11 protein-coding genes are annotated in these 13,027 nt (G+C 56.7%); 10 read left to right on the top strand and 1 reads right to left on the bottom strand.

The features are described from left to right. From JMV54_RS08195 to JMV54_RS08240, 10 genes are all read left to right on the top strand, one after another. Positions 1-247, top strand: a 247-nt coding sequence (locus tag JMV54_RS08195; RefSeq protein WP_201518428.1) for an integrase core domain-containing protein, incomplete at its 5' end; no start/stop codon positions are given. A 549-nt stretch (positions 248-796) separates the two neighbouring features. Then, the gene (locus JMV54_RS08200; RefSeq protein WP_201518429.1) at positions 797-1,114 is read left to right on the top strand and encodes a hypothetical protein; all 318 of its coding nucleotides are present in this window, start codon (positions 797-799) and stop codon (positions 1,112-1,114) included. Between the two features lie 257 nt (positions 1,115-1,371). Then, on the top strand, positions 1,372-1,740 hold the full coding sequence (locus JMV54_RS08205; RefSeq protein WP_201518430.1) for a hypothetical protein: 369 nt from the start codon (positions 1,372-1,374) through the stop codon (positions 1,738-1,740). After that, positions 1,704-2,555, top strand: coding sequence for a protein kinase domain-containing protein (locus JMV54_RS08210; protein WP_230972680.1), 852 nt, complete (start codon positions 1,704-1,706; stop codon positions 2,553-2,555). The genes JMV54_RS08205 and JMV54_RS08210 overlap by 37 nt, the downstream gene beginning before the upstream one ends. Continuing rightward, entirely contained in the window at positions 2,509-4,245 is a 1,737-nt protein-coding gene (locus JMV54_RS08215; protein WP_230972879.1) for a carbamoyltransferase C-terminal domain-containing protein, read from the top strand. Before JMV54_RS08210 ends, JMV54_RS08215 begins: the two co-directional genes overlap by 47 nt. Positions 4,246-4,363: 118 nt before the next feature. Further along, positions 4,364-4,924, top strand: coding sequence for a JmjC domain-containing protein (locus JMV54_RS08220; RefSeq protein ID WP_201518433.1), 561 nt, complete (start codon positions 4,364-4,366; stop codon positions 4,922-4,924). 28 nt (positions 4,925-4,952) lie between these two features. Continuing rightward, entirely contained in the window at positions 4,953-6,638 is a 1,686-nt protein-coding gene (locus JMV54_RS08225; RefSeq protein ID WP_201518434.1) for an ABC transporter ATP-binding protein, read from the top strand. 233 nt (positions 6,639-6,871) lie between these two features. Further along, on the top strand, positions 6,872-7,873 hold the full coding sequence (locus JMV54_RS08230; RefSeq protein ID WP_201518435.1) for a methylenetetrahydrofolate reductase: 1,002 nt from the start codon (positions 6,872-6,874) through the stop codon (positions 7,871-7,873). Between the two features lie 93 nt (positions 7,874-7,966). Beyond that, entirely contained in the window at positions 7,967-10,378 is a 2,412-nt protein-coding gene (gene metE, locus JMV54_RS08235) for a 5-methyltetrahydropteroyltriglutamate--homocysteine S-methyltransferase (RefSeq protein WP_201518436.1), read from the top strand. Further along, positions 10,371-11,438 carry a hypothetical protein gene (locus tag JMV54_RS08240; RefSeq protein ID WP_201518437.1) on the top strand — a complete coding sequence of 356 codons (1,068 nt, stop codon included), beginning with the start codon at positions 10,371-10,373 and terminating at the stop codon, positions 11,436-11,438. The genes metE and JMV54_RS08240 overlap by 8 nt, the downstream gene beginning before the upstream one ends. On the opposite strand, the gene gndA is transcribed toward JMV54_RS08240, so the two are convergent. Continuing rightward, on the bottom strand, positions 11,435-12,898 hold the full coding sequence (gene gndA, locus JMV54_RS08245) for an NADP-dependent phosphogluconate dehydrogenase (protein WP_201518438.1): 1,464 nt from the start codon (positions 12,896-12,898) through the stop codon (positions 11,435-11,437). The two genes, JMV54_RS08240 and gndA, sit on opposite strands and share 4 nt — an antisense overlap. Positions 12,899-13,027 lie beyond the last annotated feature (129 nt).

The raw sequence follows: 13,027 nt of genomic DNA on the forward strand, positions 1-13,027 counted from the left end.
CGGCCGGCATCAACACACCCGCCCGTACACGCCACGACACAACGGCAAAGTTGAACGCTACAACCGGCTGTTGGCTGACGAGTGCCTCTATGCCCGGCCCTACACGTCAGAACAACAGCGACGAGAAGCTCTTAAAGCCTGGAACCATCACTACAACTATCATCGACCCCACACCGCCTGCAGTGACCAGCCACCGGCCTCACGCCTCCACACCCGTGTCGACAACGTCATGACCAACTACACCTAGCAGCTGACTGATGAAGAAAAGCGGGCCCTCTAACATCTGACGCCAAGAATCAGAATCTCTGACCCGACAGCCAACATGTGCATCGGTACGGTTAAGCACCACAGTTATCCTGGTGATCTTCGCTTAAACCACATCACCTCCACGTTGATCAGCAGACTCAAGATCACTCAATCTTTAGATCAGAGAAGGCTGAAGTTCTTGAGATCAGGTGCACAATCTCGTGACGAGTCACACTACGAACACGATCTACAGCAGCTGGCAACTTCCAACTCCGACAAGTGTTACGCGAACCAATTGTTAGCCACCGCCGCTAGCAGACGACTCCGCATAGCCCATGGGAGTAGCAAGATTCTTTCAGGGCTTTCACAGGAAATACCTGTTGCCGGCCGGGGTAGGTCAACTAGGGTGTGCTTAAACCTATTGGGCTAAGTATTACAAGGAAGTAATCATGGCTAGAACAGAAATACCAAACCGGAACACAGCAGAACTTACCCAAGAACAGCGTAGGCAAGCCACGCAAGAACTAAAAAATTCTTCCAATTAGTAAATATGATTGATGTGGAAAAATACAAGATGTTCAGCGGCGCCGTCGACGCAGTGTGGCATGAATTGCTCAAGGATCCGGACGCCTACGCTGCGTTCCTGGAGGAAGCGGGTGTGGTAGAAAACATCGGTCACATGCCGGGCAGTGGATTCGGCGTCATCCAATGGATTCAAGATTATCACCAAAGATATGGGAAACTGACGCCGATATGGTTTACAGATGCGTCAGGTGTCCTAGATGAAAAGAGCTACAATGCTTACTTGTCTACAGATGTAGTCGTGGCGGCGTGGGACTGTGGTGTGATGGTGCCAGTACTAGAGTGATCTTTATTGAGACGAGAGGTGCTGGCATCGATTAAAAGAATATGTGACTAGTTAGTCAGATGAAATTAACAGAATACTGTAGATTTGTGCAACCAAGTATAGATGCTCACGCACTCTGGGTAAGGGATTCATCTGCTACAAAGAGCTGGGAACTTTTTCGGGATATTATCTTTGCTCTGTTAGAGTTCGTAGAGAAAAAAAGTCTGTTGGAAACTCGCAAGCATCCATTGGCTTGCGTGGTCCTCAGGGTTGATTCCATGCCTGATGTGAACAGTGTGGCTGAGGTTTTCTCGATGATCCGCATTGCTGTGATAGCGAACCAAATAACCATGGGGCTCATGCCGGGCGGCGCAGCTATTCTAGCTGAACAAAGGATAATCCAACAGGAGGGCTCCGAATCGCTTGTAGTGATTCGGAGTAAGCTCGAATCAGACAGCAGATTCAGGGCGCACATAACTTCGGATGCGGTCAATGCTCACTCGAAACTTTTACATAAGTTCCTAGCAGCTGAAGCGAAGGTGCCTGATGTCACCAATACAGGAAAATGGCAGGAAGAGTACAACAGTCATGTTGCAGAGGTTGGGGAGTTATGCTTTCGAGTGCCACATGGCCAGTGTTGTCTGTAGAGCAGCAGAGGTCCGTTGAAGCTATAGTCGAAAATCTAAATATTGGGGGGGCGTCGTCGCTTAATGAGGTGCGGACCCTCTCTAATAGGCGCCATTATGCGCTGATGCTTATTACGCATGAGAGTCAGAAGCGTATCCTAAAAGTGGGAGAAGGTGCTGATTTTGATATGATTCGATCCGAGTACAGCTCGTTGAAGAGGTTAGGTTATAGATACTCAGGGCGTGTGCTGGACTACAATCAAACAAAAAGTGCTGCTGCGATTCTGCTGGACTGGGTAGAGGGGCGCAGTTTGGTAACGCATTGGCGACAGGTTGGGATGAAACCGAGCGTGTTGTTAACTGATATTGAACGTATAGGTAAGGAGCTAGATTACTTACATGCGCGGCAAGTAACTCATGGGGATCTTCAGCCGACACATATCCGATTTAGGGACTCTGAACCAACATTCATTGACTTTGGAGTCTCCGGGCCCTCCCATGAAGCTTACAGTGGCGGGTTGACCCACTATATGGCGCCGGAATTAGCTGCACAATGTTTGAGCGGGTCAGCTCCCACACGTAGCCCGGAAGCAGACTGGTATGCACTTATTGCGTGTGCGTATGTTGCAATAACTGGCCGCGCTCCGATGCAATACGGTGCAAATGCCCATAGGGATGAACGATTGGATGCGATCAGTAACATGCGCACTGCATTCCATAAAGGGGACAGTCATCTTGCAATTATGCTGGGGCGAGCATTAAGTTTGCGGCCCGACGAAAGGCGTGAATATGTGCTCGCAATTTCTGACTTCTGGGAGCGTGAAAAGAGTGGGTGATGCTCCTGTTACGCTGGGGGTCAGCGCTTGGATCCCAAACTCTTCGGCATCTTTACTGCTCGGCGACCAGTACATTGGATCTATGGAAGAAGAGCGGTTTATTGGTATCAAGAAAGTACGCACATGGCCGAGCCGGGCTATCGGTGAACTTACAAGGTCGGCCTCTATTTCCTCAAACGATATCGACAAAGTAGTCGTCAATATAGATCCAAAGCTGTTTGCGACGGTGAGTCACGACGAATCGTATTCACAAAGCATAATTGAGCAACGAGAGACTGCATGTCGCGAAGCGTTCCACAGGTGGACTAGTAGGATCAATGCAGTCAAAGAGAAGTACCCGTATGCTAGCGTGGTCGGCATACCGCATCATGAGGCCCATGCAATGTATGCTTTTCTCGCGTCGGGCTATGATCAAAGTGCAATAGTCGTTCTCGACAGTGTTGGTGAGGTTACTGCTTCGTCCGTTTGGCTTGGAAGCCGCGCAGAAAGAAATGTCATCAGAAACGTATGGAATTCTCCGGATTATTCCTCAATAGGATATTTCTACGCATCTATAACTGACCACCTCGGGTGGATGCCGAATGATGAAGAGGGAACAGTGATGGCACTCGCTGCGCTCGGGGATCCATCACGTTTTAGAGAAACTATAAAACGCCTGATACGATTTGTTGATGGCAGCATTCGCGTTGACTATGCGCTACTTCATCCGAGAGTACGTAGACAACGCAAAGGATTTACTTCGCAATTCCATGAAATTGTGAGTCAGCGCAGAATGCCTGGGGAGAATATTGAGCAGGTGCACTGCGACTTGGCGGCTGCCGCTCAGCAGCGTCTAGAGGAACTCGTAAGCGAGATATGCGAATTCGCTCTAAAGATGACTGGGCAGCGAAAACTAGTATTAACTGGAGGAGTGGCGGAGAATTGCGTTGCCAATGGTGCAGTAATGTCACTTTCGGATCTCGATTCAATCTATGTCCCGGCGGCGCCTGGCGACTCTGGGACCGCCTTGGGTTCCGCTCTAGCAGCTCATCCACAAGCGCTAGACATCTCGTATCATTCGATTGCCGATCCATTTGTGGGAGCCGTGGTTAAGCGCGCTCAGCTGTCTAATCAATTCAGACTGAAATGGGCTGGTTTATCTGCCGTAGAGCTAGCGGGGCAACTTAGTGAGTGGCTGCGAGCTGGTGAAGTTATAGCGATTGTGGAGGGAAGATTTGAGTTTGGGCCCCGCGCGTTGGGGAACCGGAGTTTGATAGCATCGGCAGGGGTTCCAGGCATAGTCGAAGTTCTTAACAGCAGCGTTAAAAAGCGAGAATCGTTTCGCCCATTTGCTCCAGTTGTCCGTTTAGAAACGTTTAACAAGTATTTTGACACCCCTAGAGTCGATTGTGATCTATCAATGATGAATTTCGCGATCCCAGCGAATCGGAATACTCTGGGGTTGAGGGGTGTGTTACATGCAAATGGTTTGGTTCGTGTGCAGGTAGTATCTGAAGAGAAACATCCGTTATTGTGGCACGCCTTATTGGCGGATGAAAGGGCAGGTGGCACTGGGGTGTTCATTAATACGAGCCTCAACGTGAAGGGTCAGCCATTGTGTGGAACTCCGCAGCTCTTGTTGGAGTTTGCCAACAAGAGTAAAGTAGATAAATTTATTATAAATGGATCCGTATATGAATTTCTAGGGTGAGATGATGGGTGTGCTAGAGGAATTAGGATTATATCCGAGCGAAATCATTGGGCTTATTGAAATCTGCAGTGTTGCGAGGCAGTGGAATCTAGAGACTAACGTAGGTGTGAGGGTTGCTATGTCTCTGGGTGACGCTTTGAATCTGATCTATCGAAGTGGTGTAGATCTTTCGACGGTAGAGATGGTGAAGCGGGGAGAGGGAGAAGGCAATTCGTTAAGGGACTACACCGTGGTTGATTTAGTGAACAGTTCTTTCGAGTCTGCCATCTTGTCCGGGGCTGCTCTGAAAGTTATTGGCTCGAATCAGGGGTTAACAAGCAATCCGCTTCTAAGAGCATATCTTGATAGTAGAGGGGTTCAGGCTCATTATTTCTTCTCTGGAGCCTTTTGTCAAGCATACCCTGGGCATTTTGACCTAGCCGATGCTGTGGTGATTCAGATAGTTGGCTGCAAAGACTGGCAGCTATGGCCAACACTGCCTCCCGGTGATGTTCGTCGAAGCACACGTCGCTGGTGCTTTGAAGATGGACATGAACTGCTACAAATCCACGCCGGTGAATGCTTAACTATGCCTGCTTACACCCCTCATATAGTTTCGTCTAATTTCGTTCCATCCGCGCATTTGGCATTAGCGATTCGAGGAGCGGGGAGTGGGCATCTTGCTTCGGAGAACAACTGAGAGTTACTTGCAGCCGTCTGAGAAGGATATGAGTCAGCTGGCTCACTATCCAGTTTCCTGGAATAGGGCGTGGTCGTTTTTCTTCTCTGATCAGTGGAGATGGATTGTGCTGCTTATTGTGTGTAGCCTGATAGCGGCTTTATTGGGTTTAGGTGCTCCGCTCTTGATTCGTGAAATTATTAATGTTGCACTACCGGAAGGTGATTTTAACCTGCTAACGGTCCTTGCTGGTCTAATGCTTGCTGTTGCGGTTGCTTTGCAAGTAGTCAATGTGATTCTGACAATGGTTGCTTCTCGTATCGGTGATCAGTCGATTCTGAAAGTCAGGCACTCGGTCATTGAGCACAGTCTCCAGCTTGAGTTGTCATATCTACTCGAGCATGGGGAATCAAAAATACGCGCCCATTTGATGAATGATGTTAATGAGATTCGGAAAGTACTCGGTTCAACTGGCGTTGCAATCATTTCTAACTGTTTTGTGACTGTCGCGACAGTTGTGGTGATGTTTTATCTTGCCTGGCAATTAGCAATTGTTACTTGCGTGGCCATTGTCTTTTCAATTTGGGTCGCGCGTAGAAGTGGCCGGAACCGTCAGCTGTGGCGGGCTCGCGTCCAGGATCAGAATGCGGCTATTGATGCGAAACTCTCCCAGGTGATGAGCTCGGACGGAGCGATGCTGAACCGTACGACCGGAATGGTTGATAATGTAGGTGCATCATTGCACAGCCTCGCTAAGGAACTGTCTGCAGCTGAGTCTTCTTTGGAGCGGGTGGGAGGGGCTAGGCTTGCTGTTATCGGGATTTCGTTTGCAGCACTACCTGTCTGTATCTATTGGGTTGGTGGGCAATTATATATTACTGATGCAGTGCCCCTTGGTACTTTGGTGGCTTTCGCCTCATTGCAGTTTGGCGTTATGAGGCCAGCGATGGGGGTTATGAATATATATGCACAGCTGGTGAGTTCGAAGGCTTTGTTTTCGAGGTTGTTTGAGTTTCTTGATAGTCCAGTTGAGGAGCCCAGGTCGCTGAAATGGAATGTTTGTCCAGTTGGCAAATCGCTTCTTATAAAAGGTGTAGAGTTTTCATATGATGGTCTAACTGCGGTCTTGCGTGGTGTAAATGGTTGTTGTGCTCCTGGCGATTTTATTAGTATTGTTGGGCCTTCCGGTGTTGGTAAGAGTACACTGGGGCGGCTGTTAGCTGGCTTGCTGCGCCCGACGTGTGGATCAATTACAGTTGGTGGCGTCGATCTGTGTGCTCTTGAATACTCGGCGCTCGCTTCGTACGTTCGTTTCCTTCCTCAGGATAGCTTTATTTACGAAGGGACGTTACGTGAGAATTTACTGTGGGGAGTTGGGAATGTTGATAGTAGTGATGTCGACGAGGTGTTGGAGCTAGCTCAATTATCAGAGTTTGTTGAGGGATTACCATTGGGGCTGGATACCCCTGTTGGTGTCAGGGGAGCAATGCTATCTGGAGGGCAGAGGCAGAGAATAGCGATCGCTCGCGCTGTTTTAGCGGGTCCTCAGGTGCTGATCCTTGACGAGGCAACGAGTGCGCTGGACGAGGACACGGAGCGTAAAATTTTAGATGCGATCAATCGCGAGTTCGTCGATCGTATTGTCATTTTTATCACTCATCGCCCGCGGGTGGCTGCATATGCTTCGCGTAGCCTCGAAGTTAAGGACGGCGCTGTCATGCGTATTCAGTGCTAGGCCCAGAACGGATCTCATTCTGTATCCGGCACGTCTGGTCGTGGTTTTCATTGACTGGAGGGAATTTGGGCGTGCGTGGGTCGGTTGTTTTGACTTGTCATAGTGGCTGCTCGGGGGCAGCACATCTCGCATTTTGTCGCAGTAGATGTCAGAGTGTGACGTTACGTGACGCTGAACTGCGCTTTGTGACAGCTCGGCTGGGCAGCTGATGCGGCTCGCCATACGGTGGCTGCATGACCGCCGTTCCGTTCTCATTTGAGCTATTCCCGCCGCGCACGCCCGCCGTCGCGGCGCGAATGCCGGATGTTGCGCGCCAATTGGGTGCGCTGGGGCCGGAATTCATTTCGGTCACCTTCGGCGCCGGCGGCTCATCGCGGAAAGAGTCGCTGGGCGTACTCGAACTGGTGCGCGATCTTGCCCAGGTTCGTCCCCTCGCACACCTCACCTGCGTGGGCGCCACCACCGCAGAGCTTTCAGCACTGATCGGTGAATTCATCGACCGCGGCATCCGCGACTTCCTCGCCCTGCGCGGCGATAAACCGGCGGACGCGGTAGGAGATGAGTGGCTCGGCGAAATCCGCACCGGAGCCGAACTCGCGCAACTCGTGCGCGGAGTGCGGCGCACCCGCATCCCCGAAGAACTCGAACGCGTCACCCCCACCGACGGACGCTGGCGCGTCAGGGACGCCCGCGGCGGCATCATCGCGGTCGCAGCGTACCCCACCGGCCACCCAGAATCTCGCGACGAACAGCAAGATCTCGACACCCTCCTGGCCAAAGAAGCAGCGGGAGCCAACCTTGCGATCACCCAGCTGTTTTTTGAGGCCGACGATTACCTGCGCTTTGTCGAACGTGCCCGCGCCCACGGTGTGAGCATCCCCATCCTGCCGGGCATTATGCCGATCACCTCGATCGCGCGACTGAATCGCATGGCGCAGCTCAGCGGCGAACCGGTGCCACAGCGCTGGCAGCGCGCGCTCGAATCGTGCACCAGCGACGCCGCCCGCAAAGAACTCGGCATCGCCCAGGCAACCGCCATGTGTCACGACCTGCTCGACGGGGGCGCTCCGGGGCTGCACCTCTACACCCAAAACCGAGTCAGCGAACCGGTCGAACTGCTCTGCCGCGTCGGTGCAGTTGATCGAGCGCGAGCCGAAGCCCTGCTGGCCAAACAAGAGCCGGTTCCCGAGTCGAGCTCGAGTGCAGCGTTCCGAATGCTGATGCGCTCGCACTGAACGCCACGGGCGACAGAGCCGAGCGCGCACCCCACCAGCATCCGGCGGTAGCTGACCGCACCGCATCCGAAAACGATCTGAAAGAAACACAGCATGAGCATCCAGCACCAGTCATTCCCAACCGGCACCGTCCTCGGTTACCCGCGCATCGGCCGCAATCGCGAACTCAAGCGCGCACTCGAGCAGTATTGGCGTGGTAAGACCACCCGCGACGAGCTCGAACAAGTGCGTGGTGAAGTGCGCGCCGCTGCCCGCGCCGCACTCGCCGCCGCGGGACTCGACCGCACCGACTCATCCATCCCCGAAGACTCATCAACCTACGACCACGTGCTCGACACGCTCGTTACCGTGGGTGCGGTGCCGGCTCGCTTCGCTGACGCGATTCATGCCGAAACCGTGACCACCGACGATGCCTTCCTGCTCGCACGCGGTGACGCCACGCATCCGGCACTCGAGATGACCAAATGGTTCGACACGAACTATCACTACCTGGTGCCCGAGATCGGCCCCGAAACCAATTTCGCCTACGCCAATCGAGAGCGCGCCGAACAGGTGCGCGAGGCAAGAGCCGCCGGATACGTGACACGCCCGGTGCTGGTTGGCCCGGTCACCTTCCTCGCGCTCGCAAAGGCGAGCGATGCCGCACCCGAAGGATTCGATCCGCTCGACCGGCTCGACGACCTCGTGCCCGTGTACCGCGAACTGCTGGCCGATCTTCGGGATGCCGGTGCCGAGTGGGTGCAGCTGGATGAATCGGCGCTCGTTTCGCAGCTGCTCGGTGCCGACCAGACACGTCTGGGTGAGCTTGCCGGTCAGGTGTACCGCGAACTGGCAGCGGCAAGCGACCGTCCCGCGATTTTTGTCGCCACCTCGTATGCAGCTCTTCCCGAAGCGAGCTTCGCACAGCTTGCCGAATCGGGAGTTGAGGCCGTCGGTATTGATCTCGTTAACGGTGAGGCGCCGGCGGCAGCGGCGAACGAGCAGCGCGTGCAGCTGGTCGCCGGAGTAATTAACGGACACAATATTTGGCGTGCCGATCTTGACCGCGCGCTCGGCAGGCTCGAGCAGCTGCGCGATGGTGGGGCCCGGGTTTCGGCGGCAACCTCCACGTCGCTCTTTCACGTGCCGCACACCCTGGCAGACGAGACCGAAGCGCTGCCCGAACAGCTGCGCTCATGGCTTGCATTCACCGATGAAAAAACCCGCGAAGTGGTGACACTGGCGCGCGGTCTCGAAAACGGACGCGAACACATCCAGGTCGAACTGGATGCGGCAAGCGCAGCCCTCGCCGACCGCGAGGCAGCCCCCGGCGTGCGCAACCCGGCGGTGCGCGAACGGGTGGCTGGAATCACCGCCGCCGATCGCCAACGCGAACCGTACAGCGAACGGGCCGCGGCACAGGCCGCCGCACTGGCGCTGCCGCCGCTACCGACCACCACGATCGGTTCGTTCCCGCAGACCGGTGATATTCGCCGCGCCCGCCGCGACTTCCTGCGCGGTGACATTGATGAGCAGGCCTACAACGGCTTCCTACGCGACGAGATTCGCCGCGTGATCGAGCTGCAGCTCGAACTCGGTTTGGACGTGCTCGTGCATGGTGAACCCGAGCGCAACGATATGGTGCAGTATTTTGCCGAGCACCTCGACGGTTTTGCCACCACCGCAAACGGTTGGGTGCAATCGTACGGATCTCGCTGTACCCGCCCGTCAATTTTGTGGGGCGATGTATCGCGCCCGGCACCGATCACCGTGCCCTGGTCGCAGTACGCCCAGTCGCTCACCGACCGCCCGGTGAAGGGGATGCTGACCGGCCCGGTGACGATCCTCGCCTGGTCGTTCGTGCGCGATGACCAGCCGCTCGCCGACACCGCCGCCCAGGTGGCGTTGGCACTGCGCGATGAGGTGAGCGACCTCGAAGCCGCCGGCATCCACATCATTCAGGTTGATGAGCCGGCGCTGCGTGAGCTGCTGCCGCTTGAGCGTGACCGCCACGACGACTACCTGCGCTGGTCGGTGGATGCATTCCGTCTCGCCACTGCCGCAGTGGCCGTGACGACGCAGATCCACACCCACCTGTGCTACTCGGAGTTCGGTGAAATCATCGCGGCAATTGACGGTCTCGATGCCGATGTCACCTCGATCGAGGCTGCCCGCTCGCGAATGGAAGTGGTGGCAGATCTGGCTGCGCATGACTACCCGCGCGGTATCGGCCCCGGCGTGTGGGATATTCACTCGCCGCGCGTGCCCAGCGATGACGAGATTGCCGAGCTCGTGGAAATCGCCGCGAAAGCGATTCCCAGCGACCGACTGTGGGTTAACCCCGATTGCGGCCTAAAAACTCGCGGCTATGACGAGACAATCGCCTCGCTGCGTGGGCTCGTCAAGGCTGCCGCCGCCGCTCGCGACTACGCACTAGCAGGTGCAGCTAATGAGGGGCCCGGTCGAGTGACCGGGCCCCTCGCCGCTAGCGTCCAAATGCATCGGCGACAATGGATGCATGTCTGATTCGAGCGGAGCTGCACTAGAGCGCTATCAGCCGGTGCCCGTCTCACTTCCCGAAAGTGAGGTTGGGTGGCGGCGCGATGGCAGCGACACCGATTTGCATTTTGTTGCGCCGGTGGGCGACCGGATGTGGCGCCGCAACGCAGTGCCAGCCGGAGCCATCCCGTTTTGGTCGGGTGTCGGCTGGGGCGCGCTGGGGATTGGTGCCGGGTCACTCGCCGGCATGCTCGAACTTGCCGCGGTGCAACCGTTTATGCCGCTCATTATTGCCGGTGCCGGAGCCGCGGCCTTCATTGGTGGCTGGCTGGGTGGAAAACGCCGCCAGCGTCAGGTGCGAGCCCGTAACGCCGCGATCGAAGCGGCTGGTGAAGCGCTATCGCAGTCGTACGCGGTTGATTTGCACGGCGCGGCGGGTGCCCCGGTTCGGGCTCGGATCCGCGAGACTCTGCGCACTGGCGAGCCCGGATCGGTGAGCACCTTCACCGGCCGCGGCCACGCGAGCTTTCGGGTGCGAGCTGTGAGCGACAACGAAATTGTCGTGAGCCCGTTCGAACGCCCATCGACTCGCAACTCGTTTATCGACGATGTGGTGCGAGCGACCGCGATGCCGATCACTTCCACCGGCGGGGCAAAAAGCGCAACCCCCGAGGCGGATACGCGTATGGGGCAGCTGGAGCAGCGGCTGCGGGTGCTCGAAAAAGCCGGCGCCATCACGGCCGCGCATCCCGCTTATACGAGGCTGGTGACGCTCAAGGTCGACCGGATGACCGAATACCGGGTGCTGGCTGCACGCATTTCCGCGGTAAAACGACTTAAAACCGGGCAGTCGGAGGCAACCGTGGTCGAGCTCGAACGCGATCTCGACCGCGTGGTTGAGCTGATGCGTCGCGGTGTCGACGAGCTCGAGCAAGAAGTGCTTGGGGATGCTCGCCGCGATAGCGATGCCCACCTCGACTTTTTGCAACAAAAATACGGTCGACTCGACGCAGACCCTGCCGCTGCCGACACAAACGCCCCGGGCAGCCACGAAGCCACTACCCGGGGCGAATCGAACGGCGACTAGTTCAGCTGCTGCTCGGTGCGGTCACCCGACCAATTGGTGTGGAAGGTGCCATCCCGGTCAACCCGTCCGTAGGTGTGCGCACCAAAAAAATCACGCTGCGCCTGGATGAGCGCGGCCGGCAGCCGGTCGGCGGCGAGCGAATCGTAGTAGGCGAGCGAGGCCGAAAACGCCGGTGCCGGCACACCCGAAAGCGCGGCGGTTGACACCACGTGGCGCCAGGCATCAGCACCCTTGGCAACCTCGGCGGCAAAGTACGGGTCGGCCAGCAGCGAGCTCAGCTGCGGGTTGCGGCCGTATGCCTCGGCGATGCGGTTGAGGAATCGGGCGCGGATGATGCATCCGGCGCGCCACACCTTCGCCACTACACCGGGATCGATCTCCCAGCCGTATTCGCGGGCACCTTCGAGAATCAGGTCGAAGCCCTGCGCGTAGGCAATCACCTTCGATGCATAGAGCGCCAGTCGCACCTGCTCAACAAAGCTCTCGTCAACCGCGACCGGCTGTGGCGGGTTCGTAATCGTGGGGCGCACGGCCGCACGCTGCGCCGCGCGGCCCGACACACCGCGAGCAAACACGGCCTCGCCGATTCCCGAAACCGGTACCGCGAGCGACAGCGCGGTCTGCACGGTCCAGGTGCCGGTGCCCTTCATCCCCGCTCGGTCGACAACAACGTCGATGAACGGCTTTCCCGTTTCGGCATCGGTGTGACGCAACACCTCGGAAGTGATTTCGATGAGATACGACTCGAGGTCGCCGCGGTTCCACTCGGCAAACACCTCGGCGATCTGCGCGGGTTCGAGGCCGCCCACGTGCCGCAGCAGATCGTAGGCCTCGCCGATGAGCTGCATATCGGCGTACTCGATACCGTTGTGCACCATTTTTACAAAATGACCGGCGCCGTCGGTGCCGATATGGGCCACACACGGTTCGCCATCTTCGGGGGCGCGGGCCGCGATCGATTCGAGGATGGGGCCGAGGGTGCGGTACGACTCGGCGGGGCCGCCCGGCATAATCGCGGGGCCGTTCAGTGCGCCCTCTTCACCACCCGAAATACCGGCGCCCACAAAGTGCAGACCGCGTGCACGCACCGCAGCCTCCCTGCGGATTGTGTCGGTGTAGAGCGCATTACCGCCGTCGACAATGATGTCGCCCGGCTCAAACACCTCACAAAGCTGATCAATCACCGCATCCGTGGCGTTGCCGGCCTGCACCATGATGATCGCGGTACGGGGACGCTGCAGTGCGGCAGCAAACTGCTCCAGACTGTGCGCGGCAACAAAACCGGCTTCGGGATGCGCGGCAATCAGCGCGTCGGTGCGTTCGGGGGAGCGGTTGTAAATAGCCACGGTATTACCGTCGCGGGAGGCGAGGTTGCGAGCCAGATTTGACCCCATTACTGCCAGTCCAACTACTCCGATATTGGCGGGTGCGCTTGCCGGGGTGGTACGGGTATCAGTCATGGCTCGCCTTTCTTCGCTGAGTGCTTCCTTCGATTATGGATGGCCGCGGCCAAAATCGTTACCGAGGCTAACCGGAATCGACCGCCGAGGTCGTTACGCTAAAGCCAACCGTTCACAAGACCTATCGTT

Source organism: Gulosibacter hominis (assembly GCF_904842695.1).
Lineage (GTDB): Bacteria > Actinomycetota > Actinomycetes > Actinomycetales > Microbacteriaceae > Gulosibacter > Gulosibacter hominis.

Excerpts from the sequence above, each read along its gene's own strand:
- JMV54_RS08200 (WP_201518429.1), top strand. The coding sequence starts at position 797 with ATGATTGATGTGGAAAAATACAAGATGTTCAGCGGCGCCGTCGACGCA.
- JMV54_RS08205 (WP_201518430.1), top strand. The coding sequence starts at position 1,372 with ATGCCTGATGTGAACAGTGTGGCTGAGGTTTTCTCGATGATCCGCATT.
- JMV54_RS08210 (WP_230972680.1), top strand. The coding sequence starts at position 1,704 with ATGCTTTCGAGTGCCACATGGCCAGTGTTGTCTGTAGAGCAGCAGAGG.
- JMV54_RS08215 (WP_230972879.1), top strand. The coding sequence starts at position 2,509 with ATGTGCTCGCAATTTCTGACTTCTGGGAGCGTGAAAAGAGTGGGTGAT.
- JMV54_RS08220 (WP_201518433.1), top strand. The coding sequence starts at position 4,364 with ATGTCTCTGGGTGACGCTTTGAATCTGATCTATCGAAGTGGTGTAGAT.
- JMV54_RS08225 (WP_201518434.1), top strand. The coding sequence starts at position 4,953 with ATGAGTCAGCTGGCTCACTATCCAGTTTCCTGGAATAGGGCGTGGTCG.
- JMV54_RS08230 (WP_201518435.1), top strand. The coding sequence starts at position 6,872 with ATGACCGCCGTTCCGTTCTCATTTGAGCTATTCCCGCCGCGCACGCCC.
- metE (WP_201518436.1), top strand. The coding sequence starts at position 7,967 with ATGAGCATCCAGCACCAGTCATTCCCAACCGGCACCGTCCTCGGTTAC.
- JMV54_RS08240 (WP_201518437.1), top strand. The coding sequence starts at position 10,371 with ATGTCTGATTCGAGCGGAGCTGCACTAGAGCGCTATCAGCCGGTGCCC.
- gndA (WP_201518438.1), bottom strand. The coding sequence starts at position 12,898 with ATGACTGATACCCGTACCACCCCGGCAAGCGCACCCGCCAATATCGGA.